This window comes from Streptomyces sannanensis (assembly GCF_039536205.1).
Lineage (GTDB): Bacteria > Actinomycetota > Actinomycetes > Streptomycetales > Streptomycetaceae > Streptomyces > Streptomyces sannanensis.
The window spans coordinates 3,096,854-3,114,619 of record NZ_BAAAYL010000001.1; the positions used below are offsets into that span (position 1 = coordinate 3,096,854).

Sequence of the window (17,766 nt, forward strand, 5' to 3'; positions counted from 1 at the left end):
GGCCCTGGGCGAGTGAGCCGAAGGGGGCGTGCCTCTGTCGAAAGGGAGTGGGGGCACCCCCAGCGGCAGCGGAGCGCGCGGGGTCCCGAGGGCTCGTGCCGATCAGCGGCTGCGCCGCGTGGGGGAGACCCGAGGCCGGCTGCATCGATGTGCGGCTCCGCCGCGTGGTCGACCAGAGGCCGAGGCGCCCCCGCGGGGTCCCCCGGACGAATTCCGGGGGAGAACGGAGCCGCCTGTCGCGACGGAGCAGAATGGCCGCCATGACGGACCCCGTGCACGACGAGCTGCTGCACCGCTGGCACACCACCCTGCTGGCGGCACGCGACGGAGCCCCTCTCCCGGACCCGCGCCCGTACGGCGAGAATCTGCTCGCCCGCTGGGCCGAACCGCAGCGGCGCTACCACACCACCGCCCACCTGACCGCCGTCCTGGACCACATCGACACCCTGGCCGCATACGCCGAGGACCCGGAGCTGGTACGCCTCGCGGCCTGGTTCCACGACGCGGTGTACCGGCCGGACCGCTCCGAGAACGAGGAACGCAGCGCCGCCCTCGCCGAGCGTGCCCTCCCCGAAGCCGGGCTCTCCGCCGACGCCACCGCCGAGGTCGCCCGCCTGGTCCGTCTCACCGTCACCCACGACCCGCGCCCCGGTGACCGCAACGGCGCGGTCCTGTGCGACGCGGATCTGGCCGTCCTGGCCGCGGGTTCGGACACCTACGGGGGGTATGCGCGGGCGGTCCGCGAGGAGTACGCCTTCGTCCCGGACGACGCCTTCCGGGCCGGCCGCTCGGACGTGCTGCGGCACCTGCTCGGCCTGCCCCGTCTCTTCCGTACGCCGCACGGCGAGGCGGAGTGGGAGAAGCCGGCACGGCTGAATCTCGCGGCAGAGCTGGAGCGGCTGGGAATGTAACGGGCATCAGGGGTGTTGGCAGCTTTCATGCCGGACCACAATCAGCGCACCCGTATGCCCCTCGCCGTGTACATACTCGGCCTCTCCGTCTTCGCCCTCGGCACCAGCGAATTCATGCTGTCCGGCCTGCTGCCGCCGATCGCCGACGACATGCATGTGTCGATCCCGAAGGCGGGGCTGCTGATCTCGGCCTTCGCGATCGGCATGGTGATCGGGGCGCCGCTGCTCGCGGTGGCCACCCTGCGGCTGCCGCGGAAGACCACGCTGGTCGCGCTGATCTCGCTGTTCGGTCTCGGCCAGGTCGCGGGCGCGCTGGCGCCCTCGTACGAGGTGCTCTTCGCCTCCCGGGTGGTGAGCGCCTTCGCGTGCGCCGGGTTCTGGGCGGTCGGCGCGGCGGTCGCCATCGCGATGGTGCCGGTGAACGCGCGGGCCCGCGCGATGGCGGTGATGATCGGCGGGCTGTCGATCGCGAACGTCCTGGGCGTACCGGCCGGGGCGTTCCTCGGCGAGCACTTCGGATGGCGGTCTGCGTTCTGGGCGGTGGCCGCGGCCTCGGCGGTGGCGCTGGCCGGTGTGGTCTCGCTGATCCCCCGTATCCCGCTCCCGGAGGAGAAGCCGCAGCTGAAGCGTGAGCTGGCGATCTACCGTGACCGGCAGGTCCTGCTCTCCGTCGTGGTCACCGCGCTCGCGGCGGGCGGTGTGTTCTGCGCGTTCAGCTATCTGGCGCCGCTGCTGACGGATGTGGCGGGGCTGGACTCCGGCTGGGTGCCGAGCGTGCTGGCGCTCTTCGGTGTCGGCGCGCTGGTGGGTACGACCGTCGGCGGCCGGGTCGCGGACGCGCACCTCTTCGGCGTGCTGTTGAGCGGGATCACCGCGTCCACGGTGTTCCTGATCGCGCTGGCGGTCTTCGCGTCGAGCCCGGTGGCCGTCGTCGCGCTCTCCTTCCTCCTCGGTGTCTCGGCGTTCTACACGGCGCCGGCCCTCAACGCCCGGATGTTCAACGTCGCCGGCGCCGCCCCGACCCTGGCCGGGGCGACCACGACGGCCGCGTTCAACCTGGGCAACACCGGCGGCCCCTGGCTCGGCGGCACGGTGATCGACGCGGGTCTCGGCTTCGCCTCGACGGCCTGGGCGGGCGCGGCGATGACGGTGACGGCGCTCGCGGCGGTCACGGTGTCGCTGCGGCTGCACCGCCGGGGCGCGTCCCGCGTGGTCGCGGGCTCGCCGGCCACGGTCCCGGAATCCGCGCCGTCCGGCGTCTGAGGCCGGTCCACGCCGGCCCCTCCGCGCGGCCGTTCCGGCCCGTCCGCCTGACGGAGAACGCCACCCCGGTCCGTCCCGCTCCGGCCCACCCCATGGAGAACGCCATTCCCGGTCCGTCCGGCGCTCGAGGACGGGCACACCGACCGATCCGGACGTGGAGCGTCAAGGCGTGGCCCCCCGGAAGCCCTTGCGGCGGCGCAGTCCCGCCTCGGTGAGGATCCGTACGAGTTCCTTGGAGCCGACCTCCTCCGCGCCCGCGCGCACCGCCTCCTCGTAGTGCGAGGCCGGCACGTCGTAGTGGTCCCCGTCGAAGGCGCTCGGGGGGCAGCCGATGGAGGCCGCGAAGACGTGCAGTTCCTCGAAGGAGACGTCGCTGACCAGGTGGGACCACATGCGGCCGTGGCCGGGCCAGGTGGGCGGGTCGATATAGAAGGTCATACGGTCATCATGAGGTGGCGAATCCGCCGGTCAGGCCCAGCGCGCCGACCGCCGCGACCACCACGCCCGCCTTCGCGCACACCCAGTGCGGGTCGGGGCCCAGTTCCGGTTCCACGTCCAGTGCGTGCGGATCGCCCGCGTCGCACACCGGACACAGGGGCCATCGTCCGTACCGATCGAGCAGCGCGTCCTGCACATCCTGGGCGATGAGTCCCGCCACGCATCCGGCTCCGTCGGGCCACTGCTCGACCCACCAGCGCCGGTGCGTCACGGCGTCCTCCACGAGCGACACGATTTCCGCCTGCGCGACATCGCGGGCGGCCAGATCGGCGAGGACCAGGGCGCGGGCCGCGTGCAACGCCTGTTCCAGATGGGGGTCCATGGGACTCATTGTCCGTGCTGAAGGAGGGATTGACGGCCAGGAGCGGCCGAAAATATCTTTCAAAGGTGACCCATGATGTGAAGGAAATTTTCTCCGACATCACCCCGCCCCCCGCACCCGCCGCCCTCGCCTCCAAAGTCCGTACGCTCGCGCCGTCCATGACCCGCTCCATGCAGCGCGTCGCCGAAGCCGTCGCCGGGGACCCGGCCGGCTGCGCGGCCCTCACGGTCACCGGCCTCGCCGAGCTCACCGGTACCAGCGAGGCCACGGTGGTCCGCACCGCACGGCTTCTCGGCTATCCCGGCTACCGCGATCTGCGCCTCGCCCTCGCCGGACTCGCCGCCCAGCAGCAGTCCGGCCGCTCCCCCGCCGTCACCGCCGACATCGCGGTGGACGACCCGATCGCCGACGTCGTCGCCAAGCTGGCCTACGACGAGCAGCAGACCCTCGCGGACACCGCGGCCGCACTCGACACCGTCCAGCTCGGCGCGGCCGTGACCGCGCTCGCCGCCGCCCGCCGCATCGACATCTACGGCGTCGGCGCGTCCTCCCTCGTCGGCCAGGACCTCGCGCAGAAACTCCTCCGCATAGGCCTGATCGCACACGCCCACACCGACCCGCACCTCGCGGTGACCAACGCCGTGCAGCTGCGCCCCGGTGACGTGGCGGTCGCGATCACTCATTCGGGCTCCACCGGCGACGTCATCGAGCCGCTGCGCACGGCCTTCGAGCGCAGCGCCACCACCGTCGCCATCACCGGCCGCCCGGACGGCCCGGTGACGCAGTACGCCGACCACATACTGACCACCTCCACCGCCCGCGAGAGCGAACTGCGCCCCGCCGCCATGTCCTCCCGCACCGGCCAACTCCTCGTCGTCGACTGTCTGTTCATCGGCGTCGCGCAGCGGACGTACGAAACCGCCGCGCCCGCGCTCGCCGCCTCGTACGAGGCGCTCGCCCACCGGCACGCCCCCCGCACCCGTACCCGTTAGGTCCGCCCATGTCGTCCGCATACGGAGAACTCCGCGCCCAACTCGCCACCCTCACCACCGAGGCGTTCCGCCCCGAGCTCGCCGAGATCGACCGGCTGCCCACCCTGGAGATCGCGCAGATCATGAACGGCGAGGACCGGGCCGTACCGGACGCCGTGGCCGCGCAACTCCCCCGGATCGCCGCCGCCATCGACGCCACGGCGGAACGGATGGCCCGGGGCGGCCGCCTGGTCCACGCCGGCGCCGGCACGGCGGGGCGGCTCGGCGTACTGGACGCCAGCGAATGCCCGCCCACCTTCAACACCGCTCCCGGCCAGGTCGTCGGGCTGATCGCGGGCGGTCCGGCCGCCATGACCGAGGCCGTCGAGGGCGCCGAGGACCGCGCGGACCTGGCCGCCGCGGACCTGGCCGGCATCGGCCTCACCGCGGCCGACACCCTCGTCGCGGTCTCGGCCTCGGGCCGCACCCCGTACGCGCTCGGCGCCGTCGAGAACGCCCGCGGGGTGGGCGCGCTCACCATCGGCCTGTCCTGCAACGCGGGCAGCCCCCTGGCGGCGGCCGCCGACCACGGCATCGAGGTCGTCGTCGGCCCCGAACTCCTCACCGGCTCCACGCGCCTCAAGGCGGGCACCGCCCAGAAGCTCGTCCTCAACATGATCTCGACGATCACCATGATCCGGCTCGGCAAGACGTACGGAAACCTGATGGTCGACGTCCGCGCCTCCAACGACAAACTGCGCGCCCGCTCGCGCCGCATCGTCTCCCTGGCCACGGGCGCACCGGACGACGAGATCGAGGCGGCGCTGACCGCCGCCGGGGGCGAGGTGAAGTCCGCGATCCTCATGTTGCTGACGCATACGGACGCCCCGACGGCGGACCGCCTGCTGAAGGAGGCGAACGGCCACCTGCGCGTGGCCCTCTCCGCCGACGGCGGCTGACGGTCACGCGAGCGTTTGCTCACCGCCCATCGGGGGATAGTTCCCCCGCCACAGTAACCAAGCCCCAGTTTCAGGCGTTCAATAGCGCGGCAAGGCATTACTCTCACTGCCAGGCCTGTATCGGCCCCGGCTCGACGTTCTCGAAGTACCGAAACATCGCGACTCCTAGGAGCCAGTAAATGACCAGCTGGGGGATCATCGGTACGGGAAAGATCGCTCGCACCTTCACCGAGTCGCTGAATGCGGTCGATGATTCCCGGGTGGTCGCCATCGGTTCCCGGAGCGCCGAAAGCGCCGCCCGGCTGGCCACACTGGCCCCGGATGCGCGCGTCCATCTCAGCTATGAGCAGCTGGTCCGCGACGAGGCCGTCGAAGCCGTTTACGTGGCGACTCCGCACACCCACCACCGGGACGCGACCCTGCTGGCCATCGAGCACGGAAAGCCCGTGCTGTGCGAAAAGCCATTCGCCATGAACCACTGCGAAGCCGCCGAGATGGTCCGCGCCGCCAGGGAACACCAGGTGTTCCTCATGGAGGCGATGTGGACGAGATTCACCCCTGCAATGCGTGAAGTCGTGCACCTGGTGAAAGACGGCGCGATCGGGCACCTCCGGTCCCTCGTGGTCGAACTCGGCTGGTACAGCGAGCCCGACCCGGCACACCGGCTGCGGAACATGGATTTGGGCGGCGGCGCACTGCTGGACATCGGGGTCTATCCGGTGTCACTCGCGCACATGCTCTTCGGAAAGCCGGTCGACATCGCCGCCGCGAGCACCCGTGGGCTGACCGGAGCCGACGAGCAGACCGGTGCGGTCCTGACCCACGAGAGGGGTGAGCTGACCAGTCTCACCTGCACTATTCAGGCGGATTCGCCGGCGCACGCGGAACTTCTGGGAACCCAGGGGCGCATCGGCATCGACCGTTGGTACAATCCGACGTCATTCGAACTCGTCCGGCCGCATCGTGAGCCCGTCCGCCATGAATTCCCGCATCCGGGAAACGGCATGGAGCACGAGGCCATGGAGGTCAGCCGCTGCCTCGCCGAGGGGCTGCTGGAGAGCCCGATCATGACGTGGGACGAGAGCCTCGCGATCATGGAGACCATGGACGAGATCCGCTCCAGGATCGGCCTGCGCTACGCCGCGGACGCCGTGCCCGTGGGCTGAAGGGCCCGCCGCTCACAGCACGGCTTCGGGCACCACCTGGTACTCGTAGCCGTACGGATCATGGCCCGTGAAGGTGACCCGGAGCAGCAGCACCGAGTCCTCCGACCCACCGGGCAGCTCCCGGTAGTTGGTCAGGTCGGAGAGAAACCGCGCGACCGCATGTGTCCCGATGGCGTAGATTCCGGCGAAAAGGAAAATGTACCGGCCCGGATTCCAGGGATTCCGGTATCTCGCGACGACACAGAAGTCATGCGAGTTCGGGCGCTCCTCCGCAGTGGCCGGATCGTCGGCCGCATAGGTGTTGTCGGTCTTCAGGTCCTGGATGAAACGCTGCCCGTCGTCATTGCAGAAGCGGACACAGATGGTGCCGGGACTCAACTGCTCGAACACCTGATGAGTAAACCTGTTCCCGAAAGGTGAACAGATCAGGACGATGTTCCGGTTCAGGTATTCGTCGAACTGCTCCAGCGCCAGCCTGTCCGCGACCCAGCGCGTCGACACCCCCATCTTTTCCAGAGCCCTCTCGACCTGCTGCGCGACGCGCACATCACAGTCCGGATAGAAGACGAACTGCTCCCCCACGTTCAGCATCGAGCTGATGACCAGCGGCACTTCCTCTCCCCGCTTCAACCCCCTGAAGAAACGCTCGATGTGGACCAGGTCGCTGGTGGCGTTGGCAAGTGCTTCCAGAAACGCCTTCAGCTGTTCGGACGGGGTCGCGCCGGGCCACTTCGAAAGGTCGATGGTCTTGACGCCCCGGCGGTTCAGATCGTCGACCTCCTGCGGAGAGGCATGCGGAACGCACAGATAGTGCGTCTGCGCCATATTGCCCATCTTGTAGAGGACGTTGTCGTAGATGCTGTTGAAGTCCGGGTCGCTCAGGCTGTACCCGACGAAGAGGAACATGTGATGGATGAGGTCGCTCTGCAGCGTATTGATGGTCACGCTGTCGGCATTCATGAAACGGGCGTAGTCGTCCCGGGTGATGATCAGGGTCTGTGGCTGTGACAATGTCCCGTGAATCTTGCGGATGACATGTCCGTGGACATCGGACGAGGCCCGTGCGGCCTCCTCGCTCGCGACGACGCTGAACCTTCTGCCCTGATGACGGATCGCGTCTTCCAGGAGTTCGTCGTAATTCGTGGTGTAGAACGTCGCACAGGGAAGTTGGGCAAGAAGCTGGTGCACTGCCGAGGGCCCTCTGCGTCCCCCGTCGAGCAGCTCACGCACCACCGACAGCAGCCCGCGCCGGCTGAAGCGGTTCTCGTAGTACTGAGGGATCTTGTTCAGGTCCGCCGCCGGGAACCTGCCGTCGCTGTCCGGCATCAGGTCCAGTGACTCCGCCAGCCGGCCCACGAACTGCTGCCAGGTCGGAAGGCCGGCGTCCACGGAGGCTCCCGCGCCGAGGAAGACGGCGCCCCGGCCACCGCGGAACGCGGAGACCAGATCGGGGGGAAGGTACATGTCGACCTCCATCACAGGGACAGGGCTGTCTGGCGGGCCTGCCAGGTGGCCAGCGCCATGGTGGTGAGCGAGGGGTTGGCCACCCCGGACCGCGGGAAGAGCGCCGGTCCCGACACATGCACGGCCGGCAGGCACCGCAGGGCTCCGTACTCATCGGTGAGCGAACCCAGCGCCAGGGTGCCGCCCTCGTGATCGACGCTGCCCAGCGGGTAGGCGTACGGAAAGAGCCGGATCTCCCGGCCCCGGTGGACGGTGGCCTTCGTCCGGGCCCCGAGATACGCGGGGAGCCCGGCCAGGAAGTCGATGCCGTCCAGGACATCGCAGGCATCCGGTATGTCGAGCAGCCGGGCGGCCAGCTCGCCGAGTCGCCCCGTCTGCCCGCTGATCACCAGATGGTCCCGCTCGCTGAAGCGGACATCGACGTCGAAGGCCGGTCCGCCGGACCGCCCCAGCCGCACCGCCGTCTTGGAGTTCTCCTGTTCGCCCATGGCCCACACCGTCAGCAGCACCCGGTCGGGCTCCGAGCCCTCGGACACGTCCACGAAGAGGTTGGACGCGCTGCCGGCGTTCCTCGGCACGAAACACATCGCGCGCCCGTCACGGTTCGGCAGATTCAGCATCCGACGCGGCACCTCGGCCAGGAAGCCCTGGACGATGTGGTCGTTGAGCCCGACGAGTTCGCACTCGTCACGGCCGGCCTGCCGGGATATCGCGTGCCCGGCCAGCCTGGTCACCGCCATGGTCCCGGCGGCCAGGAACACGCGGTCGGCGCGGAGTTCACCGTGCCGAGCACCGCTGCGGAACTTCACCAGCGCTCTTCCGTTCCGGGCTTCGCACACCTCCAGGACCTCGCACTCGGGAAACACGGCGGGTGGTGTCTCCCCCCGCGGATCCGTCCAGTGCTCCACGGGGGTGTACGGGGTCCTGCCGCCGCTCACCGGATCGGGGCGGTCCGCCAGCGGCACCGGCCGCACGGCCGCGTAGCCCTGCTTGCGCAGAGACCGCAGCAACTGCTCCTCGACGGGCCCCCGGCAGGCGTCCAGCGGCCGGCCCGTCCAACGGGCCAGCCGGGCCTGAAGTTCCGCGTACAGTCCGGGACGACCGTCGCCGACGAGAGCGTCGACGACGGTCCGCGGCCAGGTCCCGTCCTGCAGCACCTCGTCCTCTATGGGCAGGCAGACACCGTGCCAGTACAGCGACCGGCCCCCGAAGCGGCGCCGGATCCCCGACCCCCGGTCGTAGTGCGGCGGCAGCCGGCTGGTCCAGTCACGTACGAAATAGGGGTCCGGGACGGCCATGTGCCACATGCGCATGCCCAGTTCACCCGGCAGTGTGTTCTTGTGGCGCACATCCCGGTCGGGCCCGGCCTCCAGCACCACGACCTTCCCGACTCCGGCCAGAGCCAGCTCCCGGGCCAGGGTCAGCCCCGCAAGACCTGCGCCGACGACCACGACACGGCAGGTGTCGGGCAGAACGCTCATGACCGCCCCCCTTGATACGAAGTGCAGCGGCAGACCCCGTCACGGACGGGGCAGCAGATCGCGCCAGGCCGGTTCGGCTCGGCTGAAGTCGAGGTACTGGATCCGGGTCGGCAGGCCGGAGTCGCTGTAGTACGGATCCCTGCCCTCGCCCGGCACGGGGTGGCGCTGACGGGGCACCAGCCCGCCGTTCAGGCGCAGCGCGGGACACTCCACCTCCACCACACGGCACAGCACCGCCGCGACATCGGCGTGCACTCCGGCGCTCGCCGTCGGCACCGTGCTGAAGAAGTCGGCCTCGCTGTCCGAGCGCATCAGTTCGAGCATGTGCGCCAGGGCACGAACGCTTCCCGCGGTGCCCACGGAGGTGAGTCCGGCCACGAACACACACCAGTGCGACATACCGAGCGCGGCCGCGTACGGATTACGACACGCGAGGATCATCCCGTGAGCGGGATACAGACGGTCGTCGATGTCGTATGCGTCGTCCTCGGCATTCGGAAACACACGCTTTATGTCGGCCAGCACCGCGCGTATCAGAACAGAGTTGTAGTTCGCTGTTCCTTTCCGATCACTGCGCATACCCAATGCCAGCGGAACGCTGCTGGCGGGCCGGAGGAAACGGGCCGCCACCGCCTCATAGAGCACCGCATGCCAGAAATTGACATCCGGTCCGCCCACGACGATCAGATCGTGTTCCGCGAGCTGCCGGACATCCGCGCAGTGCTCGGGCAGCAGCAGCGGAAGAGGCCTCCCCTGCTCGGCCACGGCCGCCGCGAGCTGCGCGGTGTAGGTGAGATCCCGGACGGCGAAGGAATGGTCGCCGTCCGGGGCTCCCCCGGGAAGTTCGCGGGTCAGGGACGCGGGGGGAAGCGGCAGGCCGAGCGCCGGATAGTCCATCCGCACATGGGAGTACCCCTTGCGGTTCGCCCGGATCGGGACGGACAGTTCGCCGGGCACCTGCACATCCCTCGGGCCGCTGGGGACGACGAGGACCGGGGACGACGAGGACAGCAGTACCCGTAATCCGCCCAGGTAGACGGGGTCGTCGACGGCGGCCGAGGCGATGGAGCGCACCGACGGCCGGCTCGCGGGCCCGCCGGCCCGCAGGGCGAGCGCCTGGGGCACCACGGCGGAAGGCGGACGCGTCGCCGCGAGCAGTCCGTAGCGAACCCGTATGCCGACGGCCCCGAAGGCGGTCAGGAACCCCGCGGTACCGACGGCACACAGCAGCAGATAGAGCCACAACGGCCAGACCGTTCCGGCGGCGGAGAGAAAACCGGCGAGGACGGCGACGGAACTCACGCTGCTCAGCAGCGCACGGGAGGCATGCGCCCGCACATGGCGACGAATCGACTCGGTGTACCCAGTGATGAAATTACGCCCCATGCGTCCCCCTGGACCGGGCCCCGTCCGCGTGCCCAAGATGGTACCCCTGAAGCCATGTTGACTAACCGCGAACAGCACATGCCGATGACCGATATCGAATTCCCGACAAGGGTGAATTACCCGGTCCCACGGCCGTTCGGACAGGTGTCGCACCACCACTGACCGGGCGGGCGGCGGCAGCATCGCCGTATGGCACCAGACACGCACCGCGACACCGCGGCCGCGCTCCTCCCCCTCGTCGGCGGCGCCGCCAACATCACCTCCGTCGCCCACTGCATGACCCGGCTCCGGCTGGGCCTGCGCGACCCCGGCCTCGTCCGGGACGAGGCGCTGCGCGCACTCCCCGCCGTGCTCGGCGTGGTCGAGGAGGACGGCCAGTACCAGATCGTCCTCGGTCCCGGCACCGTCGCCCGGGTGGCCCCCGAGTTCGAGCTGCTGACCCGCGGCGCCGCGATCAAGGCCGCCCAGCAGGCGCGCAACGCCACCCCCGTCAAACTCCTCCTCCGCCGGATCGCGAACGTCTTCGTCCCGCTGATCCCCGCCCTCGTCGGCTGCGGCATCGTCGCGGGCCTCGCCGGCCTCCTCCGCAACCTCGGCTGGGCCCCCGGCCTGACCCCCGCACTCACCGCCACGGCCTCCGGCTTCATGTCCCTCATTGCGGTCTTCGTCGGCTACAACACCGCGAAGGAGTTCGGCGGTACACCGGTCCTCGGCGGCGCGGTCGCCTCGGTCATCGTGTTCCCGGGCGTCGCGGACATCACCGCGTACGGCAGCCAGAAACTCTCCCCGGGCCAGGGCGGCGTCCTGGGCGCGCTCGGCGCGGCGCTGCTCGCGGTCCACATCGAGAAGACGTGCCGCCGCCGGGTGCCGGAGTCACTGGACGTGCTCGTCACCCCCACCGTCACCGTCCTGCTCACCGGCCTTGTCACCCTCTACGGCCTGATGTACGTGGCAGGCGCGATCTCCACCGCCATCGGCGACGCCACCACCTGGCTGCTCGCCCACGGCGGCGCGGTCGCGGGCCTCGTCCTCGGCGGCCTGTTCCTCCCCCTGGTGATGCTGGGCCTGCACCAGGCTCTGATCCCCCTCCACGCCACGCTCATCGAACAGCAGGGCTACACCGTGCTGCTCCCCCTCCTCGCGATGGCGGGCGCGGGCCAGGTGGGCGCGGCGGCCGCCGTCTACGTCCGGCTGCGCGGCGACGCCTCGATCCGGGCCACCGTCCGCTCCGCCCTCCCGGCGGGCCTGATGGGCATCGGCGAACCCCTGATCTACGGCGTCTCCCTCCCCCTGGGCCGCCCCTTCGTCACGGCCTGTGTGGGCGGCGCCTTCGGCGGCGGCTTCGTCGGCTTCTTCAACACCCTGGGAATCAAGGTCGGTTCGACGGCCATCGGCCCGTCCGGCTGGGCGCTCTTCCCCCTGCTGGGCGGCAACAAGGGCCTCGCCGAGACAGCCGCGATCTACGCCGGAGGCCTGCTGACGGGCTATCTGGCAGGCTTCCTGGCCACGTACTTCCTCGGTTTCGGCGGTGACGCGCGGCGATGGACTACCCGGCGCTGAAGCCGAACGACTCGCCGGAGCGGTACGCGCGTACGGCGACGTCTCCCCCGGAGCCGGAGCCCGTCGCCGCGCGCCGGCGCAGGACGAGTCCGTGTCCGGGGCCCGCTTCAACCGGCGTGCGGCGGAAACCGGCCAACATATGATCCTATGCTTCTGCCGGGCAGGGTGATTGCCTGTGAACGGGGAGGACAGACCACACATGGATGACCTGAGGCCCGGGGATCCTCAGCAGATCGGCGCGTACCGGCTGCTGCGCAGACTCGGCACAGGGGGCATGGGCCAGGTGTATCTGGCCCGGTCCGGGGGCGGCCGTACCGTCGTGGTGAAAGTGGTGCGTGGCGAACTGGCCGATCAGCCGGAGTTCCGCCGGCGCTTCCGGCAGGAGGTGGCGGCCGCCAGGCGGGTGGGCGGCACCTGGACCGCGCCGGTCCTGGACGCCGACACCGAGGCCGCCGCACCGTGGGTGGCGACCGGCTACATCGCCGGGCCCTCACTGCAGGACGTGGTGGACGACGAGCAGTACGGCCCGCTGCGGGAACACTCCGCACTGGTCCTGGCGAACGGCCTCCTCCAGGCACTGGCCGACATCCACCGGGCCGGACTCGTCCACCGGGACCTCAAGCCGTCCAACATCCTGGTCACCCTCGACGGACCGCGCGTCATCGACTTCGGCATCGCCCGGGCCCTGGAGCCCGTCGCCGACGCCCTGGCGACACGTACCGGCGCGGTGGTCGGCTCACCCGGCTTCATGTCGCCCGAGCAGGTACGCGGCGAACGCGTCGGCACCGCGACCGATGTGTTCTGCCTGGGGGCGGTCCTCGCCTACTGTGCCACCGGGCGGATGCCCTTCGGCGGCGCCGAGAGCGGAATCCACGCCCTGCTCTTCCGGATAGCCCAGGAGGAGCCGGACCTCGCCGGCCTCCCCGAGGGCCCCCTCCGCGCCCTGATCACGGCCTGCCTGGCCAAGGACCCCGCCGCCAGACCCGCCGTCACCGAGCTGCTGCGCCACACGGCGTCCTACGCACAGCACTCCGGCACCTGGCTCCCCGCCGGGCTCACCGCGCACCTGGGGCGCCACGCCGCGCGGCTGCTGGACACCGACGCCCCCGCGCAGGAGACGACGATGCCGGCCGGCCGGTTCGGACCGGCCCCGCTGCCCCATGTGCCGGTGGGCTTCACCCCCGCGCCCGCACCGACCCCCGTCCCGGTCCCCGTTCCCGCCCCCGCATCGAGGCTGAAGTCCCCGAAGGCCCTGTCCAACGCACTGGTGACGCTCCTGTGCGTGAGCAGCCTGTGCTCCGTCGTCGACCTGAACTACGCGGTCGGCCTGTACCGCAGACTGTCCGACGCCGCACGCCTCCCCGCCCCGGCCTCCGCCGCCCGCTTCGAGGAACTGAAGAAGACCTGGCAGGACGCCCCGGACTGGGTCATGCTGACCTGGACGCTCATCATGCTCACGATCTTCGTCGTGTGGCTGTTCTGGTTCCGGCGCGTACGGATCAACGCCGAGGCGTTCGCCCCGCAGCAGCACCGCTTCAGCCGCGGCTGGGCGATGTTCTGCTGGTTCATCCCCATCGCCCACCTGTGGATCCCCAAGCAGATCACCAACGACATCTGGAACGCGAGCGCTCCACACGAAGCCGACCGGGAGGAAGACACTCGGTCACGCCGCGTACTGCACGCATGGTGGCTGCTGTATGCCGCCAACATGGCCCTCATCTACGTCTCCAAGACCTGGGTGTACTGGGACGAGGCCGAGGACACGGCAGCCGCCCGGCTGGTCGCCCTGGTCACCCTGGCCAACGCGGCGCTGTACCTGGGGGCGGCGGTCCTGGCGATCGTGGTGGTGCAGCAGCTGACCGCGATGCAGCAGCGCCGCATCGACCACCACGTGCCCGTCGGCCACGCCGGCACGCCTGTCCCGCAGTGGGGCCACATGACCGCACCCGGCGGTCACTGACCGCGCACCAACGGCGACTCGGCTATCGCCATGCGCCTCCCGTCACTTCCGGGTCGGCCAGATCGTCGAGAACGCCTTCATCCAGCATGTCCACGCACCGGCACCGCTTCGCGGCTGCCACGAACTCCGCCGACGCAACGCCGATCGTGGCGGTCTCCCCTGTCGTACCCGGAATCTCGGTGGCCCGGCGCGAAGCGCCCTGCCCCGTACTCACAGCAGCCCGCTGTTGCGGTTGAGCTCACGCACCCGTGCCCGCAGCACCACCCCCGGCGGCGCAGGCCGCACCGCCTCCGGCGGGCAGTCCCACTCGCGGCCGCCACCCAGCGGACGCAGCTGGACGTACGTACCGACGTGTCCCATTACCTGGCCCACCCGCCCGTCACGCGCGTCGACGGCATACGAACCGGGCTTCGGGAGCTCCCCGTTCACGACTGCCGCCCGCCCAAACCCCCCAGTACGGCGACCAGCCTCAGCGCCATGTCCGGGGTGCAGCGCCCCAGGTCGATCAGGGGCAGCGGGTCGCTCGACGCGCAGGACACCGGGTCCACCCGCAGCGACGGCAGCGTCACCCCCACCTCGCCGAGCCCTTGCCGAAGCCGGGCCACCACCTCCTCGGCCGCCCGCACCCGCTCGATGCCTGTCATCGCCATGGCTCTGTGCCTTCCACTCTCAGTGTGCGCCTTCCTTACACAGAGTGTCCAAGTCCGGCTAGTCTGAACAGCGACGGCGGCCCAACAACCCGATCTGTGTAACCGGGAGTTGCCATGCCAGGACCGAAGCCCCTCGACCCGTCCTCCTCACCCCGCGCCCTGCTCGGCGCCGAACTGCGCCACAGGCGCGAGCAAGCCGGTCTCACCCAGGACGAACTGGGCCTGCGGCTTTTCGTGAGCGGCTCCTTCATCGGCCAACTGGAGGCCGGTACGCGCCGGATGGTGCCCGAGTACGCGCGGCTGACAGACGACATCCTGGGGACGGACGGCTTCTTCCTGCGCAACTGCAAGGCCGCGACGAAGTCGAAGTACCCGGACCACTTCGCGGAGGCGGCGGAGGCGGAAGCGATCGCGCAGACGATCAAGGAGTACGCGCCGCTGCTGATCCCGGGCCTGCTGCAGACGGAGGCGTACGCGCGGGCGGTGTTCCGGGCGTACCAGCCGACGGCGATGGAGGAGACCATCGACGAGCTGGTGGCAGCCAGGCTGGACCGGGCGCGGCTGCTCGCTCATCCAACAACGCCGTTGTTGTGGGCGGTACTGGACGAGGCGGTGCTGCGTCGGAAGGTCGGCGGGGCGGGGGTGATGGCGGAGGCGCTGGGGCATATCGCCGCGCTGATGCGCCGGCACCGGGTGATCGCGCAGGTGCTGCCGTTCGAGGCGGGGGCTCATGCGGCGCTGCACGGCGCTCTCAAGTTGATGACATTCAGCGACGCGCCACCACTGGCCTACGTCGACGGCCTGGGCACGGGACGCCTGCTGGACGATCCAGCCACGCTGGCACGCCATGAACTGACCTACGATCTGCTCTTGGCCAGCGCATTGTCACCGGAAGCGTCCCTGGCCCTCATCGAGTCCGCGGCGGAGGCATACGTCCATGATCTTTGAGTACGACCTGAGCGCTGCCCACTGGTACAAGTCGAGCTACAGCGGCGGGGACGGCGGCAACTGCATCGAAGTCGCGCGCGACTTCCCCGGCGCTGCCCAGTGGCGCAAGTCCAGCTACAGCGGTGGCAGCGGCGGCGACTGTCTCGAAGTCGCCGACGGACTCGTCGGCGTCGTGCCCGTCCGGGACTCAAAGGCCCAGCTCGGTCCGGAGCTTGTGTTCCGGGCTCCGGCCTGGTCCGCGTTCGTGGACGGCGTCAAGGGCGGGACCCTCTGACCTGCGGCTGAAGAAGCGCTGCTCGCCCCGGGTCTCAAGTCCTGGGGCTTGAGCGCTCTTTGTTTCGAAGGGGTGGTTAGTTACCCCACCCACCCGCCCAACTCCCGCGCACCACAGATGTGGTGACTTTTTGTGATCAGCTTGCCACGGACCGTGGCAGCGGTTTACGGTGCGGCCATAAACGTCGACCCCCACCGGTGCGCCAACACCTGCGGGGGTCTGACCACCAAGATCTCCACCTGAAAGAAACAGATCTGATGGCTGACACCCAGCCTAGTGCTGCCTCTGTCCCCTCCGCACACCCCATGGCCAACCCCGGTTTCGGCAAGCGCTCCGCGCCCGGCCAAGAACCGCGCCGCCACCACGACTTCGCCCACCTCCCGGCCCGTGAGGCATCCGTCGCCGGATACATCGACCGGCTGAAGGACGGCTCCGACATCTCCCAGAAGACGCTGGCCGCGCAACTCCCCGGCATCGGCCAGTGGGCCGCCGCCACCGTCCTGCGCAACCTTGGCGCCGCCGGGCATGTGCGGCATGTCCGGGAACACCTTGTCGGGCCGCGAGGCGCGCGGTGGGTGACACGGACCTACTTCTCCCGCACCCCACGGAATGACGCCTGGTGGGCGACGTTCCAGGCCGACGCCCTGCCCGACGACCCGTCCGACGCCGCGCCGGACGGCGATTCCGTACCCGAGGACGAGCCTGCCCATCAGCCCCCGGCGCAGGCCCCCTCGCCACCACCGTCACCGTCCCCGCCGCACCGTTCCCGTGCGTACGACACCCTGGCCTCGCTCGGCCGTACCGCCCCCGCCATGAGCCTGTCCGCCGCGGACTGCGAGGCACTCGAGGCCCTGGCCGCCGACTGGTTCGCCCGCGGCGCCGACGAGGCCGACCTGGTCCGCGCCCTCACGGAGGGCCTGCCGACCCCGGTGCACCACCCGGCCGGCCTCGCCCGCACCCGCCTGATCGCCAAGCTGCCGCCCGAACGCGCCCCCTCACCGCCGCGCCCGCCCCTGCGCATGCTGGAGTGCCTGACCTGCGGCACCCCGGGCCGCGCCGAGACCCTTCCCGGCGGGCTCTGCACCGCCTGCCAGGGCAAGCCCGTGCCCGTACCGCGTGCCGTAAGGCCCGACGACGTCCACACCCACGTTGCTCACGTCCGGGCGGCTGCCCGGCCACCCGCGAGGACACGCAGATGACTCTTCAGTCGATCCGCCGCCACCGTGCCGGGGCACCATGGACGGGAGGAGGCGACGCCATGACCCCCAGCCCCGTTGACCACGCCCAGATGTCCGTCGAGGAGTTCGAGGAACTGGCCCGTAGGGCCCCGGAGACGGTGACGCTCGAATTCATCAACGGAAAGCTGAAGGTGAAGTACGGCCCGATCCAGGTCGAGGACTTCGAGGAGCTCGCCCGCAAGGCCCCGGAGACGGTGACGCTCGAGCTCATCAACGGAAAGCTGAAGGTCAAGCCTGTGCCGGACGGCGACCACGGAGAGATCGTTATGTGGCTGCTCAGGCAGTGCATGCAGCTCCGCCCTGAATTGGCGCTGTACCCGGAACAAGGGCTGGTGATCCCGACCTACCGCGCGGGCCGCGCCAAGCCTGATGGCGCCCTTGCCCCGGTCGACTACTTCGCCGGACAGGGCGAATGGGCACATCCCACCGGTGTCCTCATGGCGGTCGAGGTCACCTCCTACGACTCCGACACCGACCGTCGTGATCGCATCGAGAAGGGCGCCGGCTACGCGGCAGCGGGCATCCCCGTCTTCCTCCTCGTCGACCGCCGCGACTGCACCCTCCACGTCCACAGTGAGCCCGAGAACGGGACGTACCAGCAGCAGCCGTCCTACAAGTACGGCGACACGGTCCCGCTTCCCGCCCCCGTCGACATCACCCTCGACACCGAGAAACTCAAGGACTACGTCCGCTGAGCAGCACAGGTTTTCGGTCC

General features: G+C 70.1%; 18 protein-coding genes. 11 read left to right on the plus strand and 7 right to left on the minus strand.

The genetic code is table 11. The features are described 5' to 3' along the window. Window positions 1–260: 260 nt before the first annotated feature. Both ABD858_RS14515 and ABD858_RS14520 read left to right on the plus strand, forming a co-directional pair. Entirely contained in the window at window positions 261–911 is a 651-nt protein-coding gene (locus tag ABD858_RS14515; protein WP_345037392.1) for an HD domain-containing protein, read from the plus strand. A 54-nt stretch (window positions 912–965) separates the two neighbouring features. Next, window positions 966–2,174: a Cmx/CmrA family chloramphenicol efflux MFS transporter gene (locus ABD858_RS14520; RefSeq protein ID WP_345044545.1), complete on the plus strand. Its 1,209-nt coding sequence runs from the start codon at window positions 966–968 to the stop codon at window positions 2,172–2,174. Window positions 2,175–2,336: 162 nt separating this feature from the next. Here ABD858_RS14520 and ABD858_RS14525 read toward each other — a convergent pair whose 3' ends face one another. Beyond that, window positions 2,337–2,612 (minus strand): DUF4031 domain-containing protein, encoded by a 276-nt coding sequence (locus tag ABD858_RS14525; protein WP_345037394.1) that lies wholly within the window; start codon window positions 2,610–2,612, stop codon window positions 2,337–2,339. Window positions 2,613–2,619: 7 nt separating this feature from the next. Further along, complete coding sequence (locus ABD858_RS14530) at window positions 2,620–3,003, minus strand: hypothetical protein (RefSeq protein ID WP_345037396.1); 384 nt, start codon at window positions 3,001–3,003, stop codon at window positions 2,620–2,622. A gap of 56 nt (window positions 3,004–3,059) precedes the next feature. Between ABD858_RS14530 and ABD858_RS14535 the strand changes: the two genes are divergently transcribed. The 3 genes from ABD858_RS14535 to ABD858_RS14545 all read left to right on the plus strand — a co-directional run bounded on the left by ABD858_RS14535 (window position 3,060) and on the right by ABD858_RS14545 (window position 6,090). Then, window positions 3,060–3,986: a MurR/RpiR family transcriptional regulator gene (locus tag ABD858_RS14535; RefSeq protein ID WP_345037399.1), complete on the plus strand. Its 927-nt coding sequence runs from the start codon at window positions 3,060–3,062 to the stop codon at window positions 3,984–3,986. 8 nt (window positions 3,987–3,994) lie between these two features. Then, complete coding sequence (murQ, locus tag ABD858_RS14540; RefSeq protein ID WP_345037401.1) at window positions 3,995–4,924, plus strand: N-acetylmuramic acid 6-phosphate etherase; 930 nt, start codon at window positions 3,995–3,997, stop codon at window positions 4,922–4,924. Between the two features lie 179 nt (window positions 4,925–5,103). Further along, on the plus strand, window positions 5,104–6,090 hold the full coding sequence (locus ABD858_RS14545) for a Gfo/Idh/MocA family protein (RefSeq protein ID WP_345037403.1): 987 nt from the start codon (window positions 5,104–5,106) through the stop codon (window positions 6,088–6,090). A gap of 12 nt (window positions 6,091–6,102) precedes the next feature. On the opposite strand, the gene ABD858_RS14550 is transcribed toward ABD858_RS14545, so the two are convergent. The 3 genes from ABD858_RS14550 to ABD858_RS14560 form a co-directional block, all read right to left on the minus strand. Continuing rightward, entirely contained in the window at window positions 6,103–7,416 is a 1,314-nt protein-coding gene (locus ABD858_RS14550) for an SIR2 family NAD-dependent protein deacylase (protein WP_345037406.1), read from the minus strand. 149 nt (window positions 7,417–7,565) lie between these two features. Next, window positions 7,566–9,035, minus strand: a complete 1,470-nt coding sequence (locus ABD858_RS14555; protein WP_345037409.1) for an NAD(P)-binding protein — start codon at window positions 9,033–9,035, stop codon at window positions 7,566–7,568. Between the two features lie 39 nt (window positions 9,036–9,074). Then, a complete protein-coding gene (locus ABD858_RS14560; protein WP_345037412.1) occupies window positions 9,075–10,421 on the minus strand; it encodes a hypothetical protein in 1,347 nt (448 codons plus the stop codon). Between the two features lie 189 nt (window positions 10,422–10,610). Here ABD858_RS14560 and ABD858_RS14565 point away from each other — a divergent pair, with 189 nt between their 5' ends. Together ABD858_RS14565 and ABD858_RS14570 are read left to right on the plus strand one after the other, a co-directional pair. Further along, window positions 10,611–11,981 (plus strand): PTS transporter subunit EIIC, encoded by a 1,371-nt coding sequence (locus ABD858_RS14565; RefSeq protein WP_345037414.1) that lies wholly within the window; start codon window positions 10,611–10,613, stop codon window positions 11,979–11,981. A gap of 199 nt (window positions 11,982–12,180) precedes the next feature. Further along, a complete protein-coding gene (locus ABD858_RS14570) occupies window positions 12,181–13,941 on the plus strand; it encodes a protein kinase domain-containing protein (RefSeq protein ID WP_345037416.1) in 1,761 nt (586 codons plus the stop codon). Between the two features lie 210 nt (window positions 13,942–14,151). On the opposite strand, the gene ABD858_RS14575 is transcribed toward ABD858_RS14570, so the two are convergent. Then, window positions 14,152–14,370 carry a hypothetical protein gene (locus tag ABD858_RS14575; protein ID WP_345045101.1) on the minus strand — a complete coding sequence of 73 codons (219 nt, stop codon included), beginning with the start codon at window positions 14,368–14,370 and terminating at the stop codon, window positions 14,152–14,154. Beyond that, a complete protein-coding gene (locus ABD858_RS14580; RefSeq protein WP_345037419.1) occupies window positions 14,367–14,591 on the minus strand; it encodes a hypothetical protein in 225 nt (74 codons plus the stop codon). Before ABD858_RS14580 ends, ABD858_RS14575 begins: the two co-directional genes overlap by 4 nt. Before the next feature lie 114 nt (window positions 14,592–14,705). Between ABD858_RS14580 and ABD858_RS14585 the strand changes: the two genes are divergently transcribed. The 4 genes from ABD858_RS14585 (at window position 14,706) to ABD858_RS14600 (ending at window position 17,746) form a co-directional block, all read left to right on the plus strand. Further along, window positions 14,706–15,539: a helix-turn-helix domain-containing protein gene (locus tag ABD858_RS14585; RefSeq protein WP_345037421.1), complete on the plus strand. Its 834-nt coding sequence runs from the start codon at window positions 14,706–14,708 to the stop codon at window positions 15,537–15,539. Continuing rightward, on the plus strand, window positions 15,529–15,813 hold the full coding sequence (locus tag ABD858_RS14590; RefSeq protein WP_425586200.1) for a DUF397 domain-containing protein: 285 nt from the start codon (window positions 15,529–15,531) through the stop codon (window positions 15,811–15,813). The genes ABD858_RS14585 and ABD858_RS14590 overlap by 11 nt, the downstream gene beginning before the upstream one ends. 305 nt (window positions 15,814–16,118) lie before the next feature. Further along, complete coding sequence (locus tag ABD858_RS14595) at window positions 16,119–17,012, plus strand: hypothetical protein (protein WP_345037423.1); 894 nt, start codon at window positions 16,119–16,121, stop codon at window positions 17,010–17,012. Between the two features lie 59 nt (window positions 17,013–17,071). Next, a complete protein-coding gene (locus ABD858_RS14600; RefSeq protein ID WP_345037425.1) occupies window positions 17,072–17,746 on the plus strand; it encodes a Uma2 family endonuclease in 675 nt (224 codons plus the stop codon). Window positions 17,747–17,766: the final 20 nt, after the last annotated feature.

Bases quoted from the DNA above. Each gene is read 5' to 3' on its own strand.
- ABD858_RS14515 (WP_345037392.1), top strand. From the start codon at position 261: ATGACGGACCCCGTGCACGACGAGCTGCTGCACCGCTGGCACACCACC.
- ABD858_RS14520 (WP_345044545.1), top strand. From the start codon at position 966: ATGCCCCTCGCCGTGTACATACTCGGCCTCTCCGTCTTCGCCCTCGGC.
- ABD858_RS14525 (WP_345037394.1), bottom strand. From the start codon at position 2,612: ATGACCTTCTATATCGACCCGCCCACCTGGCCCGGCCACGGCCGCATG.
- ABD858_RS14530 (WP_345037396.1), bottom strand. From the start codon at position 3,003: ATGAGTCCCATGGACCCCCATCTGGAACAGGCGTTGCACGCGGCCCGC.
- murQ (WP_345037401.1), top strand. From the start codon at position 3,995: ATGTCGTCCGCATACGGAGAACTCCGCGCCCAACTCGCCACCCTCACC.
- ABD858_RS14545 (WP_345037403.1), top strand. From the start codon at position 5,104: ATGACCAGCTGGGGGATCATCGGTACGGGAAAGATCGCTCGCACCTTC.
- ABD858_RS14550 (WP_345037406.1), bottom strand. From the start codon at position 7,416: ATGCCGGACAGCGACGGCAGGTTCCCGGCGGCGGACCTGAACAAGATC.
- ABD858_RS14555 (WP_345037409.1), bottom strand. From the start codon at position 9,035: ATGAGCGTTCTGCCCGACACCTGCCGTGTCGTGGTCGTCGGCGCAGGT.
- ABD858_RS14560 (WP_345037412.1), bottom strand. From the start codon at position 10,421: ATGGGGCGTAATTTCATCACTGGGTACACCGAGTCGATTCGTCGCCAT.
- ABD858_RS14565 (WP_345037414.1), top strand. From the start codon at position 10,611: ATGGCACCAGACACGCACCGCGACACCGCGGCCGCGCTCCTCCCCCTC.
- ABD858_RS14570 (WP_345037416.1), top strand. From the start codon at position 12,181: ATGGATGACCTGAGGCCCGGGGATCCTCAGCAGATCGGCGCGTACCGG.
- ABD858_RS14580 (WP_345037419.1), bottom strand. From the start codon at position 14,591: ATGGCGATGACAGGCATCGAGCGGGTGCGGGCGGCCGAGGAGGTGGTG.
- ABD858_RS14585 (WP_345037421.1), top strand. From the start codon at position 14,706: ATGCCAGGACCGAAGCCCCTCGACCCGTCCTCCTCACCCCGCGCCCTG.
- ABD858_RS14590 (WP_425586200.1), top strand. From the start codon at position 15,529: ATGATCTTTGAGTACGACCTGAGCGCTGCCCACTGGTACAAGTCGAGC.
- ABD858_RS14595 (WP_345037423.1), top strand. From the start codon at position 16,119: ATGGCCAACCCCGGTTTCGGCAAGCGCTCCGCGCCCGGCCAAGAACCG.
- ABD858_RS14600 (WP_345037425.1), top strand. From the start codon at position 17,072: ATGACCCCCAGCCCCGTTGACCACGCCCAGATGTCCGTCGAGGAGTTC.